The following is a 23608-nucleotide window of genomic DNA, read 5'->3' on the forward strand; positions in this document are numbered from 1 at the left end:
GTTCTTTTCAGGCCGGCAAACCCCGGCATGTGCCTTGGCGTACCCGCCCCGTTCAGTCGCTGTGGCTTTCGTGAAAGCCCGCGCTGCCATGGCGCCAGTAGCCGGCCGACTTTATCCAGCCGCGCGGCACGCCGCGTTGCTCCACCAGCACCTTGCGCAAGGCCTTGGCGACATCCGTCTCGCCGGCAATCCACACATAGCCGTCGCCATCAGGCAGGGTCAGGTCGGAAAGCGCGGCGAGCCACGCGGCTGTGTCGCTTGCAGCCGACAGCGGTCGGTGAAGCCATCTGATGTCGAGGTCCGCGCTACTGCTAAAGGCCTGCTCTTCGGCTGGGCCCGTCACGGCGGCGATAACGATGGCGCGCACGCCAGTGCGCAGTTCCTCCAGCCGTCGGCCGATGGCTGGCAGCGCCGTCTCGTCGCCGACCAGAAGGTACCAGTCGAAATCGTCGGTGACGAGGAAGGAACCGCGCGGACCGCCGACCCCCAGCCGGCTTCCCGGCACCGCGTTGACGGCCCAGTCGCTGGCCGGACCGGCCTCGTGCACGGCAAAATCGATCGTCAGTTCCTGCCTGTCGGCATCGTATCGACGCGGCGTGAAGTCACGCACCGGAGACGCGACGACGCCCTCTGCCAGTGGCGTCGCATCCGGTCCGATGGCCGGCCATACCGGTAGCTCCTCGCCGGGTTTGGGAAAGCAAAGTTTGACATGGTCGTCGTATCCGGCGCTGACGAAGCCGGCGAGATCCTCGCCTCCCAGCGTGATGCGCAGCATGTTGGGCGTCAGGCGTTCGGTTGCCGTGACGGTCAGAAGCCGGCGACGCAGTTCGTGCCGAACCCGGCCGATGGCGTGTTTTTCTGTCATGAAATCTCCTTGGTGGAGGCGGCCTCTAGCCGCGATTGATTTCGGCGACGGCGCGGCGGAGGATGTCTGCCAGCCGGCTCGCCTCGTCGGTGGAACAGCCGCGCTTGTGGAACAGCGCCGTCTTGATCGCCAGCCGCGCCACTTCAAGCGCCTCGTGGCCATGAGCCTCCGGGTCCTGCCCCGCTTGTGGACCGCGCCCCTCCATCACGTCGCGCACCGCATCCATCTTGGAACCGATATGGGCGAGATCGTCGAGAATGCGGTCGGCGCCGGCCCTGTCCGCCGACAGCGCGGAAAGACCGGTCTCGGTGATGCGAAACAGCTTCTTGTTACCCTCGGCCTCGCAAACCGCATGACCGATCTCGTCGAGATAGGTGAGCGCCGGGTAGATCATCCCAGGGCTCGGTGTATAGAAGCCGCCGGAAATATCCTCGATCGTCTTGATCAGCTCGTATCCATGGGCAGGCTGTCGGGCCAGCAGCGCCAAAATCAGCAGCTGCAGATCGCCCGAGCTGAGCTTGCGGCCGGCCCGAAAGGCGCCGCTGGCGGCAAACCCGCCCTCGAAACGGCCATGCCCGCCCCTGCCACGCCCGTCTCGTCCATGATGATCGCGCATCACAATTTCCTTACGTAAGATACAACAGAAAACATATCTTAAGATATATCGGCACGGAGCTATTCGCAAGCGAAGATCGATCCAGCGGTCCGATGCGAAAGAAGAACGAAATCCGCCTCCCGGATACAGTTGCGCCGGCCGACGCGATCCTGGGTGAACCGCATTGGCCGGCGCTTGTCAGGTAAAAAGCTTGGACTATTGAAGCGTGGGTCGCTGTGCCTCGGCGACGGCACTGGCTGCCATTTCGCTGTTGGTCTGGCTGCGGTCGAGGCCGGTGGCAACCACGGAGACACGGAATGCGCCATCGAGATTGCGGTCGAAAATCGCGCCGACGACGATATCGGCATCTTCGTAGACTTCATCGCGAATGCGGGTAGCGGCTTCGTCGACTTCGAACAATGTCATGTCCATGCCGCCGGAGATCGACACCAGCACGCCCTTGGCGCCCTTCAGCGATACGTCGTCGAGCAGCGGATTGGCAATTGCCGCTTCGGCCGCCTTCATTGCACGGCCCTCGCCTGAGGCCTCGCCAGTACCCATCATAGCCCGGCCCATGCCCTGCATGACGGATTTTACGTCGGCGAAATCGAGGTTGATCAGGCCTTCCTTGACGATCAGGTCGGTGATGCAGCCAACGCCGGAATAGAGCACGCGGTCGGCGATGACGAAGGCATCGGCGAAGGTGGTCTTGGCATCGGCAATGCGAAAGAGGTTCTGGTTGGGAATGACGATGACGGTATCGGCCGCCTCGCGTAGCCGCTCGATCCCCTCTTCGGCAGCTTCCATCCGGCGCTTGCCTTCGAAGGTGAAGGGCTTCGTTACGACCGCAACGGTCAGGATACCGGCAGCACGTGCTGCAGCGGCGATCACCGGAGCTGCTCCCGTGCCGGTGCCACCGCCCATGCCGGCGGTGACGAAGCACATGTGCGTGCCCTGCAGGTGGTCCATGATCTCGTCGATCGATTCTTCCGCAGCCGCGCGGCCGATTTCCGGCAGCGAACCGGCGCCGAGACCTTCTGTGACCTGCGCACCGAGTTGGATGAGGCGGGTTGCCTTCGACATGGTCAAGGCCTGCGCGTCGGTGTTTGCCACGACGAATTCAGCGCCGCTCAGGCCTTCCGCTATCATGTTGTTGATCGCGTTACCGCCGCCGCCGCCGACGCCGATGACGGTGATTTTAGGCCGCATCTCGGCAATGTCGGGCTTTGTGATGATGGCCATGTGTCGTCTCCCGTGCCCACGGCGCGGTGGGCTTTGCTATCCTGGTGCGCGTCGGAATGGTCGCCCGCGACGACCGCTCCGAATCAATTGGCCCAATGTAGCGGGTTAAAAAGGCTAAGAGCAGGCATATATGCAAAAACAGGTGAAAGCCGTGCAGGATTTTTAAAGCCGCCGAAAGCATCGCGCCAGAGCGGTTGCCGCCTGCCGGCGCGGACCATGTCCGGTCGGACAGGCAGCACGGGCCGGCCTTTTCGCGCCGGCCAGGCTAGAGGGTCAGACCTCGACGGCGTGCGTCCAGCCATGCGGGTCGTTGGTGGCACCCTGCTGCATGCCGACCAGCGCAGTGCGCAATTCCGCCGTCAGCGGCCCGGTTTCGCCATCGCCGATGGTGAACTGGCCGTCCGAATGCTTGATCAGGCCGATACCGGCAAGCACAGCCGCAGTGCCACAGGCAAAGGCTTCGCGGAGCTTTCCGCTCGCCGCATCTGCCTGGAACTCCTCGAACGAGTAGCGCTTCTCCTCGACGCGCAGACCCTTGGCCTCAGCCAGCGCGATCACCGATTTGCGGGTGATGCCGGGCAGGATCGTGCCGCCGAGCGGCGGGGTCACCATGCTGCCGTCCTTCATGACGAAGAACACGTTCATGCCGCCGAGTTCCTCGATCCAGCGATGCTCGGCGGCATCGAGAAACACCACCTGGTCGCAGCCCTGCTTGGCTGCCTCGGATTGCGCAACGAGGCTGGCCGCATAGTTGCCGCCGCACTTGGCAGCGCCGGTGCCGCCATTGGCAGCGCGCGTATAATGCTTTTCGACCCAGACCGACACAGCCTTGCTGCCGCCCTTGAAATAGGATCCGACCGGCGAGGCGATAATGCAGAAGATATAGTCATGCGCCGGACGGACGCCGAGAAAGGCTTCATTGGCGAACATGAAGGGGCGAAGATAGAGGCTCGCGTCGCCCGACGGGATCCACGCCTTGTCGACCCGCACCAGCGTTTCGACCGCCTTGATGAACAGGTCCTCCGGCACCGGCGGCATTGCCATGCGGATGGCGCTGTCGGAGAAGCGTCGTGCATTTTCTTCCGGGCGAAACAGCAGGATACGGCCATCGGCAGTCTTGTAGGCCTTCATCCCCTCGAAGATTTCCTGCGCATAATGCAGCACGGCGCTGGCCGGATCGATCGACAACGGCTGGCGGGCGGTCACCTTGGCGTCGTGCCAGCCCTTCTCTGTGGTCCAGCGGGCAAGCACCATATGGTCGGTGAACACCTTGCCGAAACCCGGTGTCGCCAGCGCCAGCGCACGGTCGGCGTCGGAGACCGGCGACGGGTGAAAATCGATCTTGATTTCGGCAATCTTTGAAGTCGTGTCCATTCCATCCACCTTGTAACGCAGCGATCGACCCTGCCGCCCGCCAATGATTCACGGGACAATAACGGGGAATTCCGCAAATGGGCAGTGCTGCCTTGGCCAAAAACGTCGTGAAATCGCGTTATCCGCGTGGGCAGAGCACCAATCGCGCTCCTGCAACATTGCCCTCAGAGAAGAACCGGCGATAGATGACGAAAAGGGCAAGGGAGACGTGCATGCGATTGGGATTTATCGGGACCGGCGCAATTACCGAAGCGATCGTCACCGGCGCGCTCGGTGCAGATCTCGCCATCGCATCTATCCTCGTGTCGCCGCGCAACGCCGACGTCGCAGCCAGGCTCTCTGCCGCCTCGCCCCTCGTCCACATCGCCAAAGACAACCAGGCCGTCGTCGATGGCGCCGACATGGTGTTTCTCGCCATCCGGCCGCAGATCGCCGAGACTGTGGTGCGGGCATTGACATTCCGCGCCGACCAGCACGTCGTCAGCCTGATCGCTGCGACTGACGGGACCGCCCTTTCCGACTGGATCGGAACAGACCTGCGGCTGACCCGGGCGATCCCTCTGCCCTTCGTCGCCGAGCGGCAGGGCGTGACAGCCATCTTTCCGCCGGACGAAGACGTCGCCGCCTTTTTCAACGCGCTGGGATCGACCGTCGAAGCAAGGACCGAGGAGGAATACCAGCTTCTCGGCTCAGCCAGCTCCCTGATGGGAACCTTCTTCGGCATTCTCGAGATCGGCAGCCGCTGGCTGGAAGCGCAGGGGATGCCTTACGACCAGGCGAAGAGCTACCTTGCGCCGCTGTTTGCCAGCCTCGCCGATACCGCCGCCCGGCCGCAAGCACCGGATTTCGACGTGCTGCGCGGTGAATTCTCGACCAAGGGCGGCCTCAACGAGCAGGTCTTTTCCGATTTTACAGCCGCGGGCGGTGCGAAGGCGCTGACCGAAGCGCTCGACGACGTCCTCGCCCGCATCAGGGGCAAGTAGACATCGGGAGAAGCCATCCCGTTCAGCGCTGGCTGGATATCGCGCGGTATTCGGACTTCAAAAGCCCCATCATCGCCATATCCCATCTTTCATCGCCGACACGGGCGCAGGAGCGACGCACGCCTTCATGCACGAAACCGAGCTTTTCATAGGTGCGGATCGCGGCGCTGTTGAAAGTGTAGACGTTCAGTTCCAGCCGCTCCATGCCCTCGATGGCAAAGGCATGTGTAACGACTGCCGAAAGCATGGACAGGCCAAAACCACGACCGCGTTCTTCAGGCGCTATGGCGACGCGCGCCGGGCGGCCCACACCATTTCGGCGATCCAGCGCCAGTTGCACGTGGCCGACGATGCGGCCATCCAGCGCCCGCGCCGTCCAGATCAGCCGCTCGGGCGCTTCCCCTTGCGTCTCGGCCAGCATCGCCTCGCACTGGGTGATATCGAGCGGAAACGCCAGCGTCGGACCCGCCCACTGGATCAATTCGACCTCGGTACCAAACCAGCCAATCAGTGCCTCGAAATGCCGCGGCGAAAACGCCTCGAGGGTTACTGCCTCAGCCATTCAAAGTCTCCACCTTGGCGAGCGCCGGGAACAACCTCATCCACGCCAGCACCACCACGATTGTTCCAATACCGCCGATGACGCCTGTCGCCACCGGCCCGAGGGCCCCGGCCAGCATACCCGATTCGAATTCACCGAGCTGGTTCGACGTACCTATGAACAGCGAATTCACCGCATTGACCCTGCCGCGCATCGAATCCGGCGTCAGCAGCTGGACAAGCGAACTGCGTACGACGACGCTGACGGTATCCGACGCACCGACCACCAGCAGCGCCAACACGGAAAGCGCGATGTTGCTCGACAGCGAGAAGACGATGGTGGCAAGTCCGAAAATGGCGACGGCGAGCAGCATCGTCTTGCCGACCCCGCTTTGCATCGGCCGGCGCGCCAGCACGATCGACATGGCAAGCGCGCCAACGGCCGGTGCCGCCCGGAGGAGGCCAAGCCCCCAGGGACCGGCCTTGAGGATGTCATGGGCGAAGATCGGCAGCAGCGCCGTTGCTCCGCCGAGCAGCACCGCAAACAGGTCCAGCGAGATAGTGCCGAGCATGATCGGCCGGCTGCGGATGAAGGCGACGCCGGCAAACACCGAGCTTAGGGTGACCGGCGCACGCGCCACCGGCACCCGGCGCGCCATGCGGATGGAGATGACGTTGAAGCTGGCGACGGCAAACAGCACCGACGCCATGACGAAAGGCGCCACCGCATCGAGGCCGTAGAGCAGTCCGCCGACCGACGGGCCGATGATCAGCGCCGTCTGCATCATCGATGTCGAGGTGGCGATGGCTTTCTGCAACAGCGGCGCGGGCACGATATTCGGCAAAAGCGCTGCCATCGTCGGCCGCTCGAAGGCCTGCACGGCCCCGAGCACAGCAACGGCGGCTAGGATCCCGGCGGGCCCGAGCCAGTCGCGCCACACGGCGATGGCAAGTACCACCGCCGTGACCGCCTCGACGATCTGGCAGGCAAGGCCGATGCGACGTCGGTCGAAGCGGTCCGCGACATGGCCGACGACGAAGGTGAGGATGACCATCGGCAGGAACTGGCAGAAGCCGACGAGGCCAAGGGCATAGGCACTGTGGGTCTGGTCGTAGATCATCCAGCCGAGTGCGACGGTCACCGCCTGGAAGGAAAGTTGCGAACAGACCCTGGAGGCAACAAAGGAGAGATAGGCGGGGTTGCGCAGCACGCTACCCCCGGCAGGTTGATCGCTGTCCATCGGATGTCCTCGGGAACACCGGCCGCCTGATACAGGTCGACGCGGAGACTGCCATGGGAGACTTACTTCTCCTGCTCCGCTCGAAACACCGATTTGTCAATTCACGAAATCCGGCGTCTCTCCGAAAGACACGACGGCGACGTCGTGGAGCGCAGCTGTCGACAGCCTCTCAAGGCGCGCCCGAACCGCCGCGTTCCGGCGGACGCTCGAGAGAAGAGCCGGGCAGGATGTCGTCGAGCGTTTCGAGCACTTTCTTCACCTGATCCGAGCGGCACGAAAAATAATCCGTATCAACCCGCCTGGTACAGACCACCAGTCCCGCACCACGAAGCGCACCGAGATGCTTGGAACATGCCCCGCTGCCGATACCCGTTATTAGCGCCAGCGCGTTGAGCGGCAATTCACGCTTCAGCAAGATCCTCAGGATCAGCAGCCGGTCGCGATCTGCAAGTGCCGCCAGCAATGCCGCGCCGTGCTCGAAAAAAGCACTGTCTCTCAAGGGTTCATCTGAAGGCATCAAGGCTCCGCGATCATAAACGACGCCGTACTCGTACGACCGATGTGAATGCCGGCTAAGGAAACTGCATCGTGCCGACCGGGTTGATACGCAGGCAGCGGACGCAAAGTTTCAGGAAATTGCGCGCAATGTCGTCGGCGCATAGCAAATAACCGGACGCAACATCCGATTGAACTCACCGCCAGGCCGCCCACCATCGGGGCTTCGAGCGTGCAACCTCAAGATTAAATTGCCGGCGTTTTCGCTTCCTTAATCACATTTGCCAATATTGCCGAAAAAGCCCGCAGGAGTTGCGCTGATGAACCGATTGCTTCCTTCAACCATTGTCTCACAGATTGTTTTTGTCACAATAGGGCTGATTTTTCTCGGAATTTCGGCTGTCGCTGGAGCAACGTACTACCAGTTGCGGGAGCGCGTCCTGACGACGGCGGCTGACGATGTCAGGGATGCAAGCCGCGCGATGGCGGTCATCTACAGCGTGAAACTCGCCGGCACGACAGTCGATATACGCGACGGCGAACTTCGCGGCATCGTGCATGATGGCGCCCAACAGGTTTCAGATCATGATCTCGTCGACAAGGTGGCCACGTCGATCGGTGGCGTCGCTACCATCTTCCAGGTCCAGGACGGCGACTACCTGCGCATTTCGACCAATGTGAAGAAGGAAAACGGCGAGCGAGCCGTCGGTACCAAACTAGCCGCCGACCATCCAGCCCGACCGATGCTTGCCGCCGGCAAGCCCTACTACGGCGAGGCCGTTCTGTTCGGAAAGCCGTATATAACCGGCTATTTCCCCATCCGCTCAACCGCCGGCGCGACGACCGGGGTTCTGTTTACCGGCATCCCGATGCAGGTCTATTCGGACCAGATCGATGCGCTGAGAACGCTGATTTTGATTGTCGGCGCTGCCGCCATGATCGCCATCGGACTGCTCGCCTATGTAACAACGGGGCGTTTGATTCGCCCGCTGACGGTCCTCAGAGGCTCAGTACAGGCGATTTCCTCCGGCACGCTGGACGCCGCCATACCTTACCTGTCCCGCCGCAATGAATTCGGCGACATCGCCCGGGCACTGGAAGGGTTTCGCGACAACGCCCGTGCAAAGCAATTGATGGAAGGCGAAAACGCCAGGCAGCGCGCATCCGTCGAGGAAGAGCGGGCTCGCAACGAAAGCGACAAGCGCAGTCTCGACAGCCAGATCGATTTTGCTGTCGAACAGCTCGCCGGCGGCCTCGCCCGGCTTGCACAGGGCGACCTGTCGCATGACATCGACACACCGTTCGCCGGGCGGCTGGAGCAGTTGCGCATCGACTTCAACGGCTCGCTGGTGCGCCTGAAGCAGACGATGGTGCAGATCCGCGAAAATACACTCTCGATCCAGGGCAGCGGCTCAGACATGCGTCAGTCCGCACTCGACCTTGCCAAGCGGACCGAAGATCAGGCAGCATCGCTGGAGGAGACAGCCGCCGCTGTCGAGGAAATCACCGTCACCGTGCGCTCTTCGGCTGACCGAGCCCGCGATGTTCAGCAGGTTGTCGGCAAGACGCGCCAGACCGCCAGCAGTTCTGAATCTGTCGTCAACAATGCCATCGAGGCAATGGGCCGCATTGAAAGCGGCGCGCGGCAAATCGAGCAGATCATCGAGGTGATCGACAGCATCGCCTTCCAGACCAACCTTCTGGCCCTCAATGCCGGCATCGAGGCTGCACGGGCCGGAGATGCAGGCAAGGGATTTGCCGTCGTCGCCCACGAGGTACGCGAACTTGCACAGCGCTCGGCCGACGCGGCAAAGCAGATAAAGGGGCTGATCGACCAGTCGACCGCCGAGGTCAAGACCGGATCGGCGCTGGTGCGCGAGGCCGGCCAGGTGCTGACCAGCATCAGCACGCAGATTGTCGAGATCAGCAAGCACATCGATACCATCGCCACCGCCGCCCAGGACCAGGCCTCGGCCCTGCAGGAGGTGAACAGCTCCGTCAATGCCATGGACCAGATGACCCAGAAGAACGCCGCCATGGTCGCCGACACGACAGCTGCCAGCAACGAACTGGCCGACGAGGCCGACGCCCTGCTGACCATCGTCCAGCAATTCCGTACGGACGACGTAACGCAGGCGACGCCACGGATGGCCCGCGCGGCGTGAGACTTAGGCCTCTGGCAGCAGACCGTGCTGACAGGGTTAAGCACGGACTGACGTATCAAGCATGATGGCCATGCTGATTGTATCGATGAAGCGGCCGTCGATGCGGACGGCTCGCCTGAGAACCCCCTCGGTTGCGAAACCGACCTTCTCGTAGAGCGCGATGGCGGCGACATTGTCCGCATGGACGGAGAGCTCGACGCGGAGAAAATCCCGCTCTCGGGCTTGCTCCAGAGCCGCCTCGATCAATCTCCTGCCGATCCCCCGTCCGCGAAATTCCGGGATCAGCCCCATCGCCAGGCTACCGCGATGGGCGTGGGCAGGGAAAAAATGACGGGTGATGTCACACCATCCCACTGCGCGGTTGTCGGCGATCGCCACCACGTGCGGGTTTTTCCGCCCGATCATATCGAGTACATGCGCACGCGTTTCCGCCAGCGAGAAGGCTTCGAGCATCGTCAGATATTTTCGCTCCCGGGCAACCGTGTCGAGGGCAGCGTGGAAGCTTTCGACATGCTCGTCTGAGGTCGCGACAATCTCGATTTCCTGTTCCACGCTCCTGCCTCTTTACCAAAAACTACGCCCCGGGAACACGACGTGTCTTCCATTGGCTACGCGGTATAATTCCATTTATGCGAAACGCAAAATTGACTACCTGGGTTGCGTCGTCGTCGACTTCACACCGAAAACTCACATCGTAAGCCTTGCCATCCCCTAGCACGGGACTACTGGAAACCTCCAAGACATTGCTGGCGATAGCTCTGTATGTCCAAACCACCGGAGTTCCAAGAAGTTGTAGAGCGTGACCAATCTGTGAGGTTAGTTCGGAAGCGCAGAGCCTGGTAAATCGCGCACTCCGTGGCATGCCGCTGGTCGACTGGGTTGCTATGGCATCGCCCGTCTCGCTGCGAGAAAACAGCGTCTTGGCCTTCGTGAGACCTGCCTGTTTGGGGTTTCCACCCGGCTTTGGCGGAGCAGGCTTGCCTTTCGGCAGATCGGAGGGCGGTGCTGGCGCAAGTTCGACTTTGGCACTGTCGGGGCTGTTGGAGGGCGGGCCATTTTTTTCGGCGGAGTTGTTGGGGACATCGACCTGCGGAAGGTCGATTTGCGGCGGCAAAGGCCCTGCCCCGGCCGGAGGATCCATCGGCGACGTATCGGCGAGAGGCGTCTCGCTCGGTGGTTTTGCAGCTGGCGGCTGGTCGCTAGGAGGCGCCTCAGGGGGTGTTTCCGGGTTTTCCGCGTCATCCGGCGTTTGCGCCGCTGCGGCATCTGGCTTGACATTAGTCGCATCAGCCTTTGCTGCCTCGTCAGGCGTCGCCGGTTTGGTATCGCCCTCGGCGCTGCTGCCGTCCTCCGATTTTTTCGGCCCGGCATCCTTGTCGCCATAACGGAACGCCCCATCGAGCGCGCGGACCTGTGACTGCCGGGCGGGAGGCTCTGCCTTCGGGGGCTCCTCGGGCGGCTTTTGCTCTGGAGGTGGCGGCTTTTCCTCCGGCGCCTTCTCAGCTGGCAGCGGCGGCGGCGGCGGTGGTGGCGGCGGTGCCGGCTTTCCTCTGGCGGCTTTTTCAGCCGGAGGCGGCGGCGGGGGCGGTGGCGGCGGTTCGGGAGGAGCCGGCGGTTGCTCGGCTTTCGCAGGTTCGGCTGGTTTGGCCGGTTCGGGCGGCTTTTCCGGCTCCGGCATTTTCAAAGGCTCGGGCGGCTTTTCAGCCGGAGGCTTTGGCTCCGGCGGTTTCGGCTCTTCCGGCGGCGGCACCAGTTCGACGCTGACGGTATCCTCCTTGGCGGGCTCCGGCATCTTCACGGCGTCCGGCAGGAAGAACAAAGCTACGACCAGCACATGCACGACAAGCGAGGCAAGCACCACCCAAAGCGTCTTCCGCCACCGCACAAGCCGTTCGCTCGCCATGCTTCAGTGCCGGTCAAGCGACGCGTCGCCGCCTGGAAAATATGCCAGAATACCAATCATACGAATTCCTTAACGCCTGCCGACTTGCGAAGATACCGGATTCTCGATCACCATCCCGTCAGCAGACAGAGAGAGCAGAGATGGGGATTGCGGGACGGCGCGTCCAGCCATGACCGACAGAGCTCGCGAAATTGCCGCAAGATTGCCGGTCTTCGAGGCTGCGGCACTCCTGTGTGACCGACATGAGCTCGGGATACGCGCCGCCGGCGCTGCATCTGACGATTGCCATGGACGCGTCCCCAACCCTGCTCACCTTCGACCATCTTCTCCTGAAAGCCGCGTCGAGCCTTGGCCACCCCAGCCCGCCCCATAAAAAAACCCGGCCAGTGAAAACTGACCGGGTTTCTGTTGGTAACCTCTCGCAAAACCTCAGCTGTCGAGGAACGAGCGCAGCTTGCGGCTGCGGCTTGGGTGCTTGAGCTTGCGCAGCGCCTTGGCTTCGATCTGGCGGATACGTTCGCGTGTGACCGAGAACTGCTGGCCGACTTCTTCCAGCGTGTGGTCCGTGTTCATGCCGATACCGAAGCGCATGCGAAGCACGCGTTCTTCACGCGGGGTGAGCGAGGCCAGCACCCGGGTCGTCGTTTCGCGAAGGTTCGCCTGGATGGCGGCGTCAATCGGCAGCAGCGCGTTCTTGTCCTCGATGAAGTCGCCGAGATGGCTGTCTTCCTCGTCGCCGACAGGCGTTTCGAGCGAGATTGGCTCCTTTGCGATCTTCAGGACCTTGCGGACCTTTTCGAGCGGCATGGCGAGCTTTTCGGCCAGTTCTTCCGGCGTGGGCTCGCGGCCGATCTCGTGCAGCATCTGGCGCGATGTCCGGACGATCTTGTTGATCGTCTCGATCATGTGCACCGGAATGCGGATCGTCCGCGCCTGGTCGGCGATCGAGCGGGTGATCGCCTGGCGGATCCACCAGGTCGCATAAGTCGAGAACTTGTAGCCGCGGCGATACTCGAATTTGTCGACCGCCTTCATCAGGCCGATATTGCCTTCTTGGATAAGGTCGAGGAACTGCAGGCCACGGTTGGTGTACTTCTTGGCGATGGAAATGACGAGACGCAGATTTGCCTCGACCATTTCCTTCTTGGCGATGCGCGCCTCGCGCTCACCCTTCTGCACCATGTGGACGATGCGGCGGAATTCCGAGATGGAAATGCCGGTTTCGGTCGCAAGGCTCTGGATATCGCCCCGGATGTCGAGGATCGTCTTGGCTTCGCTCTCGGCAAACTGCTTCCAGCCGCGGCCGGTCAGGTTGGAGATGAAGGTCATCCAGTTCGGATCGAGCTCGGCACCGGAATAGTGCTCGAGAAAACTGTCGCGCTTGACGCCGTAGGATTCCGACAGGCGCAGCAGCTTGCCCTCGTTCTGCACGAGACGCTTGTTGATGTCATAAAGCTGCTCGACCAGCGCATCGATGCGGTTCTGGTTGAGCGACAGCGACTTGACCGACTTGATGAGCTCGTCTTTCAGCTCCTTGTAGCGGCGCTCCTGGGCCGACGACAGGGCGCCGGCGGCAGCAAGACGCTGCTCGACCTGCTGGTCCTGCAGCTTGCGCAGCTTCTTGTAGGTCTCGGCAATGGTGTCGAGGGTCAGCATGACCTGCGGGCGCAGCTCGAATTCCATCGCGGCAAGCGAAAGGCTGGACTCGTCGTCCTCCTCTTCCTCTTCCTCGCGCTGGCCTTCGCCGCCGACATTGGTGATGTCGTCGTCGCCGAAGCGTGCCTTGCGGGTCTTTTCCTTTTCCTCGGCGAGCTTACGGTCGGCCTCGATCTTCTCAGGCGACTGGAATTGCGGAGCGGCCTTTGCTTCCGGGCCGGAATAGGTGGTTTCGAGATCGATGATCTCGCGCAGCAGCGTCGTGCCCTCGTTGAGCTCGTCGCGCCAGATGATCAGCGCCTGGAAGGTCAGCGGGCTCTCGCAGAGACCGCCGATCATCGTCTCGCGACCGGCCTCGATGCGCTTGGCAATGGCGATTTCGCCCTCGCGCGACAGAAGCTCGACAGAGCCCATTTCGCGCAGGTACATGCGCACCGGATCGTCGGTGCGGTCGGTCGGCTCTTTCTTCTTGGCGGTGGCCAAGGCGGTGCCAGCCGAAGGCGCAAGCTCGCCGCCTTCGCTCTCTTCCTCGTTATTGTTGTCATCGTCGTCGGAAGAGGCCGGCGTGCCGGGCTCCTCGACGTCCTCGTCTTCCACGACGTTGATGCCCATGTCCGAGAGCATGGCCATCGTATCTTCGATCTGCTCGGAGGTGACTTCCTCGGACGGGAGGACGGCATTGAGCTCGTCCATCGTCACGTAGCCGCGCTTCTTGGCGGCCTTGATCATCTTCTTGACCGCGTCATCGGAAAGATCGAGAAGCGGGCCGTCGGAGGCGCCGTCGCGTTCGACTTCAGCTTCTTCGTTTTCTTTGACTTTGGTTGCCATCTATATAGTCGCTTTCCCTGACGCTGCCCTGCCTGCGGTTGGGCTTGAGAGCCCCGGGCAAAAAACTCGCCCGCCGCAATTGTTCACGAACACCTACGGAATGATCTTTAATTCCGAATTAACCACGCGCGCCCAAAAGCTCAAGGCCAGACGGTTCACCTGGCGAACTGCTGGACATTTCTGCCCCATGACGCGCGAGACCTTCTCTGCCTGAAATGGTGATTCCCACTATTTCCCTTCCCGTCAAGCTATTCCGCGAAGAATGATGCGGAAAACCCGGAAAAAGCCCGACATACATGGGCCGACTTGGCACGGAGGCCGGTATGGGTGGGATATGGGGAGGATTGGGGAAAGACAAGGGTGGGGGTGGGAGGGGTGAGGCCCTACCATTCAGATAACTTGAAGCGCGCGCATATCGGATCGAACGGCACCGTTCTTACGTCGCGGAAAAATCCGAGAAAAGCATTTTTAGTTCCGCCGCGATCCAATCATGCGCAAGGGTAAGCGCCGGAGTTTCACCTGTGAAGCCACCGGTCGGAGCGTAGCCATCAAACGCAGGCAATTGTCCAGACCTTGTCTCAACAGTCACATCAGACGGCCTACCCAACTTATCCAGTCGTGACAGAACATTTTGGTAATGCCCATTAAATTCAACCCGCCGACTACTACCGATGTCAGGTCCTGAAACAGGCTGAACAACAACTTTGGGATCAGTGTAGCTTTCAACAGGAATCCACCACTGCTTCAGTTGCCAATCCCCATCTTCTGAACCATTCAATCTCAGGCACCACTGAATTGGCCTAATTAGATATCCCTGCATTTCGTCGCGGATAGAGAGAAAACTGAATTGAACAATCTCAACAAATATTTTTTCTGCGCGCTCATATGTCTCAATAAGTGCTTCGGGCGCTTTTCCAATATCAATTCCGCCGCATTGGCCAGAATATTTTGTCCACCAAACATCAATTTGGACGTCACCAGCGTCTAGGCAGATTTGCAAGTCATCTAACAGCGCGCTGATAGCGAAATCTCTGTTGTCACTCCCGAAATCACTAACACTGACAAAACTCTCCCTTGCAGGATCGAGAGCCATCTTGATCGAAACAAGATCAATGCAGTCTCGCGGGAAATTTTCCTGCTCAACCAATATCCTCATACGAGACACTAACCGCTCTCGGGAAAGGTTAACTCCACCCTTTAACTTTCGCCCTTTAATAATATTCTTGAGGGTTTCACGTAAGACTCCGACACCGATCGCGCGGCCATCGTCTGGCTTTAATCTTGAAAGTAGGATATTTACATATCGTTGACGAAAACGGGTATCAGTCTGACCCAATGAGACCCGAGCATCATTTACTGAACGCATTTGGAACGAGTATGAGACGCTCGACAAACGGGTGTCCAACATTCCTTCTATACCTAATCCACAATTGTTAACCCCTACTTCCTCAAGACAAATTTCATCCCATAACTCTGGAAAATAGGCTAAACTTGTCCCCTCGAAGCCATCAAGAATGTCTTGCAACACATTTTGTTGAGCCTCCATCTCCGGAAGCTGGAATAGCATGGAAGACGCGTCGGCTCGAAATTTGAAAGCTCCAAGATATTCGCATATGCCAGACTGGCTGAGACGTTCCCACAGCGCACGTTGGTAGTGGGGATTGGGTATTTGGCCCATCAGCAACGTTGCTAACAATGAATCGTTTCGAAAGGTAGTCCGCTCGGTAGAGGTCCTAAATTCTTCTAGCGAGAGCGATGCAAGATGCTTCGCCCTTAAAAAATCCGCCAGCGCCTCATGTACAAGCTCGACATTGCTCTGCGAAATGTTAAGCGCATCAGATTGCACCAACGCATTAAAAATCTCCTCATCGAAACCAGCTTTTATTAACATACCAAAGGCGGCTATGTTTGAAAGTGGCTCGACAAGGCTCTGCTGCGCAAGCAAAAGCAGGGCTGCTTCACGCCGCACACGTATTGCAGGCGACCCATCCGACCATCCCAAAAACTTTGTCAGCCAGTCATCAAAGAGCTTTGTTAGTGTTTCTGGGCGACTTCCAAATTTGCTGTAGTGTTCACAGATTAACCTGAGGAATAAAGGGTGCCCCAACCGAGCATTGAGCGCCTTCGGCAAATCCCACGATATATTGTGAGCTATTCCTGAAATTATGCCCTTCTGGAACTCTTGTCTTTGTTCGTAGTCCAGCTCCTTAAGTCTGACCGCGGGGAGGTAGACATCAGCCGTAGCGGATGGACGTGAAAAGACGAATAGGACAACTTTCGGAAAGTCGCGTCGAATGGCAGAAATTTCTGCGGCAATGTGTGCTCTACGTGAACTCTGGACTCTCTCTAACCCATCGCAGAATATTATCGCGCCATCCTGCCTACAGACATCCCGCCATTTAGAATCTGTAATATGTGGACAATGCGCATTGATCCGCTCATGGGCATATTTGAAAATAGAGATCCCTTCTGCCACCAACTCTACTAAGGGAACTTCAACTGGAATTTTATTACTGGCAGATTTAGAATAAGATCCGACGGCAACATGAAAAAGATGCTCACATAGCTGAGTTTTGCCGAATCCGGATGGTCCGGTTATTAAAGCGCCCTTAGGAAATTCTGCTTGCAACTCGGCGCTTGAAATTGTCGGCAGATCCTGTCCCCTAGCTAATGACCGTTGAACAAATCGCTTCGGAGGATTTGTCCTATCGATCTCTGCCGCAATGTAAGCCGCCATTTCACCCGCAGCGGTGGCAAAATCCTTTCCCCACAGTCCCTGACAATGTGATATAGCGGCCTGACGCGATATCAATGCCTCAACATCACCGCGCCGTAAGGCCAGTTCAGTTACGCTGCATGTAAACACCAGACTGTTTTCAGCGGACAATTGCTGCTGCCATATTTCAAACTTGAGGCCGTTTGTAATAATAATGAAGGGTGTTCGAAGCACTCGAGCGTAAGATTCTACCTGCTGAAAAGCACCCTTTATATCTTTACTTGGGCGCTTCGCCTCAATGACAGCAAGGGAGGTATTTTCGTCTTTTATTGGACCGCAATATACGACGAAATCCGCTTCAAACGGCCGCCCCTTTTTTACTTGCCCCTGATGAAATTCGACACTTTTTTTTGGAACTATGTCATCATCTTTGTCGTACCCCAGCGCATGCAACAATGGAGTTACTAGCCGAGATTCGACAACGGCCTCGGTGTCATCCGGATCAAAAATGATAGCTCCAACCGAACTCCAGAAGTCGTTCATAGACAGACCCAAAACACCAGCATCATCCCCCCAATCACCCCCGCCCAATCACCGCCAAAAACGCATCCCCATAGCGCTCCAGCTTCGCCTGCCCCACGCCCGAGATCGCCAGCATCTCGTCCGCACTGCCCGGCCGTTCGCTGGCCATGGCGATCAGCGTCGTGTCCGGAAACACGACATAGGGCGGCACGCCCAGCGTCTTGGCGATCTTCATGCGCTCGGCCCTCAATTCCTCGAACAGCGCCGCATCCGCTGCCGACAGGCCGGCCGTCCTCGGCGCGCCGCCGCTTGCAGCGCTCGCGCCGGCACCGCGCCTCGCGGACTTGGCCGTGGCCGGGCGATCCTTGCGGAACTGGATGCTGCGTTCCTTCTTGAACACGGCCTTGGCATCCGGCGTCAGCTTCAGCGCGCCATAGGCGGTATGATCGACGCTGACGAGGCCGGCGGCGAGAAGCTGGCGGAAGACGGATTGCCAGGTGCGGACGGGGATGTCCTTTCCGACGCCGAAGACCGGCATGTCGGCATGGCCGAAGCGCTGGGTCTTCTCGTTGACATTGCCTGTGAGCACATCGATGACGTGGCCGGCGCCAAAGCGTTCGCCGGTGCGGTAGATGGCGGCCAGCGCCTTGATCGCCGCCTCCGTGCCGTCCCAGGTTTCCACCGGCTTCAGGCAGGTGTCGCAATTGCCGCAGTTCCCCGCATGGCTCTCGCCGAAATGGGCAAGAATCGCCTGGCGGCGGCAGCCGGAGGTCTCGCAGATGGCGAGCAGCGCGTTGAGCTTGGCGCGCTCCACCCGCTTGATTTCGGGGGCCGACGCGCCTTCGTCGATCATCTTGCCGCGCTGGATGACGTCGGCCATGCCATAGGCCATCCAGACGTTGGACGGCAGGCCATCGCGGCCGGCGCGTCCCGTTTCCTGATAATAGGCCTCGACGGAGCCCGGGATGTCGAGATGGGCGACATAGCGCACGTTCGGTTTGTCGATGCCCATGCCGAAGGCGACCGTGGCGACAAGGCAGAGGTCTTCCTCCTTCAAAAATGCATCCTGGTTGGCATCGCGCACCGCCCGGTCCATGCCGGCGTGATAGGCGAGTGCCCTGATGCCCTGCCCGTTCAGCCATTCGGCGGTGTCTTCGACCTTGGCGCGCGACAGGCAGTAGACGATGCCGCTGTCGCCCTTGTGGCCGGAGAGAAAGCGCAGCAGCTGCTGGCGCGGCTGGTCGCGCTCGACGATCTCGTAGGCGATGTTGGGGCGGTCGAAGCTGGTGGAGAAGATTTTTGCGGTGTCGAGCTGCAGCCGGGCGATGATGTCGTCGCGGGTGTGAGGATCGGCCGTCGCCGTCAGCGCGATGCGCGGCACGCCCGGAAACTGTTCGGCGAGCTTGCCGAGTTCGCGGTATTCCGGCCGGAAATCATGGCCCCACTGCGACACACAATGGGCCTCGTCGATGGCAAACAGCGCAATCTTCGCGTCACCGATGGTCTGACGGAAATTGTCGGTAAGGATGCGCTCGGGCGTCATGTAGAGCAGTTCGAGCGTGCCGTTGCGGATGTCGCGATAGATGGCTTGCGCCTCTTCGCGGGTGATCGACGAATTCAACGCTGCCGCGTTGACACCCAGCTGCTTCAGCGCCTGCACCTGGTCGCGCATCAGCGCAATCAGCGGCGAGACGACAATGCCAATGCCGTTGCGGCAGAGCGCCGGGATCTGGAAGCACAGCGACTTGCCGGCGCCGGTCGGAAACAACACGACCGCATCGCCGCCGGAAACGACGTGCTCGACCACCTGCTGCTGCTTGCCGCGAAAGGCCGGATAGCCATAGATCCGCTTCAGCACATCGAGCGGCGCCTGCCCGGCGGACGACCTCGGTAACGCCCGCGAGGTGTGCGGCTCTGGCGCAGCGTACGGCTCGCCGTAGGGCTCCCATCCGGCCGCTTGATCCGGCTCGAAGACATCCCTCGGCGGTTCGAGGCCAAACAACGCCTCGTCGGTGGAAAACCGTGGATCGTTCTTCTCCGGCTTCGACATTATCTTCCTTCGCTCGGCAGGTCTTCACGCCCGCCCTGGCCCTTCCCGGGCTGCTGTTTCATTTCGGCCGCCGCCGTCGAATCGACGGGTGGGAGGCACCCCCGGGGCTGGCCCACCATGGCATGTTTCGAAGTCGACTGCACCCGCTGCACTTCCCTTCTCCCCTCGGGGAGAAGTGCCGAGCGAATGCGCGGCGATGAGGGGGTCTTCGCGCCGTCGCCGTCGGCTCAAGGCCCCTCATCCGCCCTTCGGGCACCTTCTCCCCCGAGGGGAGAAGGGGAAACGTCCTTCCCGATCAGATCAGCGGCGGCAGCAGGTTCATGAGCAGCACCATGACCAGCCCGACCGCCGAGACGATGGACTGGACCACGGAGATCGTCTTCGTCGCTTCGCCCATAGACATGCCGAAGGATTCCTTCACCAGCCAGAAGCCGGCATGGTTGGCATAATTGAAGAACAGCGAGCCGCAGCCGATCGAGAGCGCCAGCAACGGCACATTGAGCCCCTCGCCGCCCGCTAGCGGCCCGAGCAGGCCGGATGCTCCGACGATGCCGACGGTGGCCGAACCCGTCGACACCGACAACAGCATCGAGATGATCCAGCCGAGGATAAGCGGCGATAGGGAGAACTGCTGGCTGAGATGCATGATCGCATCCCCGACCTTGGCGTCGGTCAGGACGTGCTGGAACGCGCCGCCGCCAGCGATGATCAGGAGCACGTTGGCGACCGGCTTGACGCTCGCCGACATCGAGCTGCGCAGCGTCTCCGTGTTTCCATTTCTGATGTAGACGAGCATCAGGGCGGCAAACAGCACACCGATCAGCATGGCAATGGCCGGCTCGCCCAGAAACCCGGTGACATGGACGATAGCCGCGTCCTTGGGGAAGACCAGTTCGGCAATCGCGTTCGCCAGCATCAGCAGCGCCGGCAACAGGGCTGTGAGCAGGCTGAGCGCGAGGCCAGGCGGTGTATGGTCTGCACCGTCGACGGGGCCTTCGGACGAGAACTGGTCGATGAGCGCCTGATCCGGCCGAACGGACAGTCGCGGGGTGATGAAGGCGCCATAGACCGGTCCGCCGAGAATGATGGCCGGGATTGCGGCGAGGAAGCCATACAGCATCGTCGCGCCGATATTCGTATGCAGCGAGGCGATGGCGGTGAGCGGTCCCGGATGCGGCGGCACCATGCCGTGCATGGCGGCAAGCGCGGCGATCACGGGAACGCCGACATAGACATAGGCCGAGCCGCGAATACTGGAGGCCGCATCGAGCTTGCGCGCCACGCTGAAGACCAGCGGCAAGAGGACGACCAGCCCGACCTCGAAGAACATCGGGATGCCGATGATGAAGGCCGCCCCGGCCATCGCCCAGGGAAGCAGGCGCACGGAGGTCTTGCGGATGATGATGTCGGAGATGCCTTCGGTCACCCCACCATCCGCCAGTATCCTGCCCAGCATCGCCCCCAGCGCGACGACGAGACCGACGGCGCCAAGCGTGTTGCCGGCACCCGACTCGATGGACTTGACCAGCTTGTCCGTCGGCATCCCCGTCAGCAGACCGACAGCGATGGACGTGATGATCAGCGCGATCAGCGGATGCAGACGCGCGCGGGAAACGATGAGAACGACGAGAAAAATGACGCCGCCAAGGGCGGTCAGCAAGAGCGCAATGTCCGAGTTTTGCATGGTCTTTTCCAGCGCCCCCACGGGCCTCGGCGGCTGTCCGCCCGGGCTCGGGAAGCGAATCCTTGATGCCTCGACGATAATGTCGGCCCCTCTTCGCAGAGCGCCCGGTTTCTGTAAACCGTAGTTGCGCGAACGATGCGTTCCGACTTCGGCCCTCTGCACCGGAGGCGCCGCTGCAGAGGCTGCGGGGCAGACGCTGTGTCAGCGCAGGTTACCTGGTCCACAGACCGATCGGGATCGGCGGTGATCAAAGGGAACGGGAGACGCATGAGAGGAAGCGCGTCCCGGCGCGTCGCTTCCCTCCGGCTCAGGCGGAAAATGGGACGGTTCCGCTGATCGAGAATCATCTGGCGCGGTGACCGCAATGGATTGTGAGTTTGCGGCGGCGCCCCCCTCTGTCCCTACGGGACATCTCCCCCACAAGGGGGGAGATTGGCCGAGAGCTTTGGGCCCAAAAGGGAAAAGAATGATCTCCCCCTTTGTGGGGGCAGATATCAGCGCAGCTGACAGAGGGGGGTATAGCCCATAGTCATCAGCCGCCGTGGGTGACGGCTGCCTTGACGCGGCCGGACAGCAGGCCAAAGCCGTCGATGATGGCTTCCTGGTTTTCCATGCGGGAGATTTCCAGCTGGATCTCGTTCAGCGCCCGCATCAGTTGATCGATGTCATCCTCGGCACCGGCCTCGGTGGCATCGGCAATCTCGCGCTCGAGCTCGATCTTCTGCCAACGCAGCGCTTTGGTGCGCTTGTGCAGGCCAAGCGCCTGACGATATCCCTCGCGGGCATCCTCGATGGCGGCCTCCTCGGTGGCAGTCCAGAGCCGCGCATTGCGCACCTGCTGGTCCAGCCCCTTGATCAGCGCCGCAAACCCCTGCGCCTCCAGCCTCTCGACCAGATGCTCGCGGGTCAGGTGCGGCCCGGCCAGTGCCGCCGCGGTACCGAGCATGGCCGACCACAGGCGCTGCAGATCACGGTTGTCGTAGTCGATCGAGGCGATCTCGTCGTACTCATCCTGCAGCAGCAGCGGATGGTTGACGATGGTCAGCGCCAGCACGCTTTCGCGTAAGGCCGGCGCAGCGCTATGGCCGCGCACCATGCCGGAGCCGGTCAGCCGGTTGGAAATGGCATTCGGCGCCTTGGTGCTGGCAGGGCCGTTGCCGCGCGGATCGTTGCGACCGGCGCGACCGCCGCTGGCGTTGCCGCTCCTGAAATTGCGGCCCTGCTGGTTGCCGCCGTTGCGAAACTGCGGCTGGAAGAAAGCATTCAGCCGGTCGCGGATATCCTGCTGGTAGTGGCGGCGGACATTTTCGTCGGCAATGACCGATACCATCTGCTTCAGTCGTGCCTCGAGTTCGGCGCGGCTTTCCGGCGTGTCGAACTTGCCGCTCGAGACCTCGCGGCTCCAGACCATCTCGGCCAGCGGCCGCGCCTGCGACATGACCTTGTCGAACGGAGCCCTGCCCTCGTGGCGGACCATGTCGTCGGGGTCCTTGCCGTCGGGCAGCATGGCAAAGCGCACCGAATAGCCGGGCTTCAGCCGCGGGAGGGCGAGATCGACGCCCCGGTTGGCGGCGCGGATGCCGGCGGCATCGCCGTCGAAGCACAGAACCGGCTGCGGCGTCATCCGCCAGAGCAGCTCCAGCTGGTTTTCCGTCAGCGCCGTGCCGAGCGGCGCCACGGCATTCTCGATGCCCGCCTGATGCAGCGCGATGACGTCCATGTAGCCTTCGACGGCAATGATCGTGCCTGATCCATCAGCGCCCTGGCTGGCGCGCCGGGCGCGATTGAAATTGTAGAGCACGTTGCCCTTGTGGAAGAGCTCGGTCTCGTTCGAGTTCAGGTACTTGGCCGGCGCATCCGGCGCCATGGCGCGGCCGCCGAAAGCAATCACCTTATCGCGCGACGACAGGATCGGGAACATGATGCGGTCGCGAAAGCGGTCGTAGGCAACGGGGATATCCGGCCCGTGGACCACGAGCCCGCAGGCCTCGATCTGGTCCTTCGGGACGTTCTTTCCCGCCAGATATTCCTTCAGCGCGTTGCGGCTGTCGAGCGCAAAGCCAAGCCGGAAGGTCTCGATGGTCCGGCCCGTCAGGCCACGGTCACGCAGATAGGCCCGCGCCCGCGCACCGCTCGGGCTCTGCAGCTGCTCCTGGAAATACTGCGTCGCCATCTCCATCACGTCGAGCAGCGAGGTCTGCTCGCGCTGGCGTTTTTCCGCGACAGGATCGGCCGCCGGCATGGCGATGCCGGCCATGTCGGCCACCTGCTGCACCGCCTCGGGAAAGCTCAGGCCCTCGAGATCGGTGAGGAAGCGAAAATGGTCGCCGGTGACGCCGCAGCCAAAGCAATGATAGCGGCCCTTGCGGTCCTCGCAGTGAAAGCTCGGCGATTTCTCGCCGTGGAACGGGCAGCAGGCCCAGTAGTCGGCCCGCGACACGTTGGTCTTGCGCTTGTCCCAGCTGACGCGCCGCGCGATCACGTCCGATATCGGAACGCGGTCGCGGATCTCGTCAAGAAAGGTCGGGGAAAATCGCATGGACACCTCTGGCTGATGCTTCTCCTATAAGCCCTAACGTCCGCCATTGCCATGAAACTCGTGGGGGTCAGTGCTGATCCACAGGATTGACAAAGCGGGTGCTGTATATACAAATTGAAATACAGAAATCGAGTTTAGCGGCTGTGAGGGACGAGAGAACTCCATGCCGCTGATCCGAATACAATTTGCCTCCCACGAATGGGATGAGGA

16 protein-coding genes are annotated in these 23608 nt (G+C 61.1%); 2 read left to right on the top strand and 14 right to left on the bottom strand.

The genetic code is table 11. The features are described 5' to 3' along the window. Positions 1 to 52 precede the first annotated feature (52 nt). The 4 genes from J5274_RS15555 to J5274_RS15570 form a co-directional block, all read right to left on the bottom strand. The gene (locus J5274_RS15555) at positions 53 to 865 is read right to left on the bottom strand and encodes a siderophore-interacting protein (RefSeq protein WP_142823273.1); all 813 of its coding nucleotides are present in this window, start codon (positions 863 to 865) and stop codon (positions 53 to 55) included. A gap of 25 nt (positions 866 to 890) precedes the next feature. Next, a complete protein-coding gene (locus tag J5274_RS15560) occupies positions 891 to 1481 on the bottom strand; it encodes a PadR family transcriptional regulator (RefSeq protein WP_142823274.1) in 591 nt (196 codons plus the stop codon). 195 nt (positions 1482 to 1676) lie between these two features. Next, entirely contained in the window at positions 1677 to 2702 is a 1026-nt protein-coding gene (gene ftsZ, locus J5274_RS15565; RefSeq protein WP_142823275.1) for a cell division protein FtsZ, read from the bottom strand. A gap of 273 nt (positions 2703 to 2975) precedes the next feature. Further along, positions 2976 to 4076: a branched-chain amino acid aminotransferase gene (locus tag J5274_RS15570; protein WP_219274663.1), complete on the bottom strand. Its 1101-nt coding sequence runs from the start codon at positions 4074 to 4076 to the stop codon at positions 2976 to 2978. Between the two features lie 212 nt (positions 4077 to 4288). Here J5274_RS15570 and J5274_RS15575 point away from each other — a divergent pair, with 212 nt between their 5' ends. Next, on the top strand, positions 4289 to 5059 hold the full coding sequence (locus J5274_RS15575; RefSeq protein ID WP_142823277.1) for a pyrroline-5-carboxylate reductase: 771 nt from the start codon (positions 4289 to 4291) through the stop codon (positions 5057 to 5059). A 22-nt stretch (positions 5060 to 5081) separates the two neighbouring features. Here the strand turns inward: J5274_RS15575 and J5274_RS15580 are convergent, their stop codons facing one another. The 3 genes from J5274_RS15580 to J5274_RS15590 all read right to left on the bottom strand — a co-directional run bounded on the left by J5274_RS15580 (position 5082) and on the right by J5274_RS15590 (position 7357). After that, positions 5082 to 5621 carry a GNAT family N-acetyltransferase gene (locus tag J5274_RS15580; RefSeq protein WP_142823278.1) on the bottom strand — a complete coding sequence of 180 codons (540 nt, stop codon included), beginning with the start codon at positions 5619 to 5621 and terminating at the stop codon, positions 5082 to 5084. Then, entirely contained in the window at positions 5614 to 6840 is a 1227-nt protein-coding gene (locus J5274_RS15585; RefSeq protein WP_142823279.1) for an MFS transporter, read from the bottom strand. The genes J5274_RS15580 and J5274_RS15585 overlap by 8 nt, the downstream gene beginning before the upstream one ends. A 169-nt stretch (positions 6841 to 7009) precedes the next feature. Further along, positions 7010 to 7357, bottom strand: coding sequence for a helix-turn-helix transcriptional regulator (locus J5274_RS15590; protein WP_142823280.1), 348 nt, complete (start codon positions 7355 to 7357; stop codon positions 7010 to 7012). A gap of 298 nt (positions 7358 to 7655) precedes the next feature. Between J5274_RS15590 and J5274_RS15595 the strand changes: the two genes are divergently transcribed. Beyond that, positions 7656 to 9500 (top strand): methyl-accepting chemotaxis protein, encoded by a 1845-nt coding sequence (locus J5274_RS15595; RefSeq protein ID WP_219274664.1) that lies wholly within the window; start codon positions 7656 to 7658, stop codon positions 9498 to 9500. Positions 9501 to 9536: 36 nt separating this feature from the next. Here J5274_RS15595 and J5274_RS15600 read toward each other — a convergent pair whose 3' ends face one another. The 7 genes from J5274_RS15600 to dnaG all read right to left on the bottom strand — a co-directional run bounded on the left by J5274_RS15600 (position 9537) and on the right by dnaG (position 23398). Then, positions 9537 to 10052, bottom strand: coding sequence for a GNAT family N-acetyltransferase (locus tag J5274_RS15600; RefSeq protein ID WP_219274665.1), 516 nt, complete (start codon positions 10050 to 10052; stop codon positions 9537 to 9539). A gap of 22 nt (positions 10053 to 10074) precedes the next feature. Continuing rightward, positions 10075 to 11403, bottom strand: coding sequence for a DUF930 domain-containing protein (locus J5274_RS15605; RefSeq protein WP_219274666.1), 1329 nt, complete (start codon positions 11401 to 11403; stop codon positions 10075 to 10077). 429 nt (positions 11404 to 11832) lie between these two features. Next, the gene (rpoD, locus tag J5274_RS15610; protein ID WP_142823284.1) at positions 11833 to 13887 is read right to left on the bottom strand and encodes an RNA polymerase sigma factor RpoD; all 2055 of its coding nucleotides are present in this window, start codon (positions 13885 to 13887) and stop codon (positions 11833 to 11835) included. Between the two features lie 436 nt (positions 13888 to 14323). Continuing rightward, the gene (locus tag J5274_RS15615) at positions 14324 to 17146 is read right to left on the bottom strand and encodes an NACHT domain-containing NTPase (protein ID WP_142823285.1); all 2823 of its coding nucleotides are present in this window, start codon (positions 17144 to 17146) and stop codon (positions 14324 to 14326) included. Between the two features lie 34 nt (positions 17147 to 17180). Beyond that, on the bottom strand, positions 17181 to 19175 hold the full coding sequence (gene recQ / locus J5274_RS15620; protein ID WP_142823286.1) for a DNA helicase RecQ: 1995 nt from the start codon (positions 19173 to 19175) through the stop codon (positions 17181 to 17183). A gap of 295 nt (positions 19176 to 19470) precedes the next feature. Then, positions 19471 to 20859: a GntP family permease gene (locus J5274_RS15625; protein WP_142823287.1), complete on the bottom strand. Its 1389-nt coding sequence runs from the start codon at positions 20857 to 20859 to the stop codon at positions 19471 to 19473. Positions 20860 to 21391: 532 nt separating this feature from the next. Continuing rightward, on the bottom strand, positions 21392 to 23398 hold the full coding sequence (gene dnaG, locus J5274_RS15630) for a DNA primase (protein ID WP_142823288.1): 2007 nt from the start codon (positions 23396 to 23398) through the stop codon (positions 21392 to 21394). Between the last annotated feature and the right edge of the window lie 210 nt (positions 23399 to 23608).

The organism is Rhizobium sp. L51/94 (assembly GCF_019355555.1).
GTDB classification, from domain to species: Bacteria; Pseudomonadota; Alphaproteobacteria; order Rhizobiales; family Rhizobiaceae; genus Rhizobium; species Rhizobium rhododendri.

Coding starts and splice junctions, on each gene's coding strand:
- J5274_RS15555 (WP_142823273.1), bottom strand. CDS start 865: ATGACAGAAAAACACGCCATCGGCCGGGTTCGGCACGAACTGCGTCGC.
- J5274_RS15560 (WP_142823274.1), bottom strand. CDS start 1,481: ATGCGCGATCATCATGGACGAGACGGGCGTGGCAGGGGCGGGCATGGC.
- ftsZ (WP_142823275.1), bottom strand. CDS start 2,702: ATGGCCATCATCACAAAGCCCGACATTGCCGAGATGCGGCCTAAAATC.
- J5274_RS15570 (WP_219274663.1), bottom strand. CDS start 4,076: ATGGACACGACTTCAAAGATTGCCGAAATCAAGATCGATTTTCACCCG.
- J5274_RS15575 (WP_142823277.1), top strand. CDS start 4,289: ATGCGATTGGGATTTATCGGGACCGGCGCAATTACCGAAGCGATCGTC.
- J5274_RS15580 (WP_142823278.1), bottom strand. CDS start 5,621: ATGGCTGAGGCAGTAACCCTCGAGGCGTTTTCGCCGCGGCATTTCGAG.
- J5274_RS15585 (WP_142823279.1), bottom strand. CDS start 6,840: ATGGACAGCGATCAACCTGCCGGGGGTAGCGTGCTGCGCAACCCCGCC.
- J5274_RS15590 (WP_142823280.1), bottom strand. CDS start 7,357: ATGCCTTCAGATGAACCCTTGAGAGACAGTGCTTTTTTCGAGCACGGC.
- J5274_RS15595 (WP_219274664.1), top strand. CDS start 7,656: ATGAACCGATTGCTTCCTTCAACCATTGTCTCACAGATTGTTTTTGTC.
- J5274_RS15605 (WP_219274666.1), bottom strand. CDS start 11,403: ATGGCGAGCGAACGGCTTGTGCGGTGGCGGAAGACGCTTTGGGTGGTG.
- rpoD (WP_142823284.1), bottom strand. CDS start 13,887: ATGGCAACCAAAGTCAAAGAAAACGAAGAAGCTGAAGTCGAACGCGAC.
- J5274_RS15615 (WP_142823285.1), bottom strand. CDS start 17,146: ATGAACGACTTCTGGAGTTCGGTTGGAGCTATCATTTTTGATCCGGAT.
- recQ (WP_142823286.1), bottom strand. CDS start 19,175: ATGTCGAAGCCGGAGAAGAACGATCCACGGTTTTCCACCGACGAGGCG.
- J5274_RS15625 (WP_142823287.1), bottom strand. CDS start 20,859: ATGCAAAACTCGGACATTGCGCTCTTGCTGACCGCCCTTGGCGGCGTC.
- dnaG (WP_142823288.1), bottom strand. CDS start 23,398: ATGCGATTTTCCCCGACCTTTCTTGACGAGATCCGCGACCGCGTTCCG.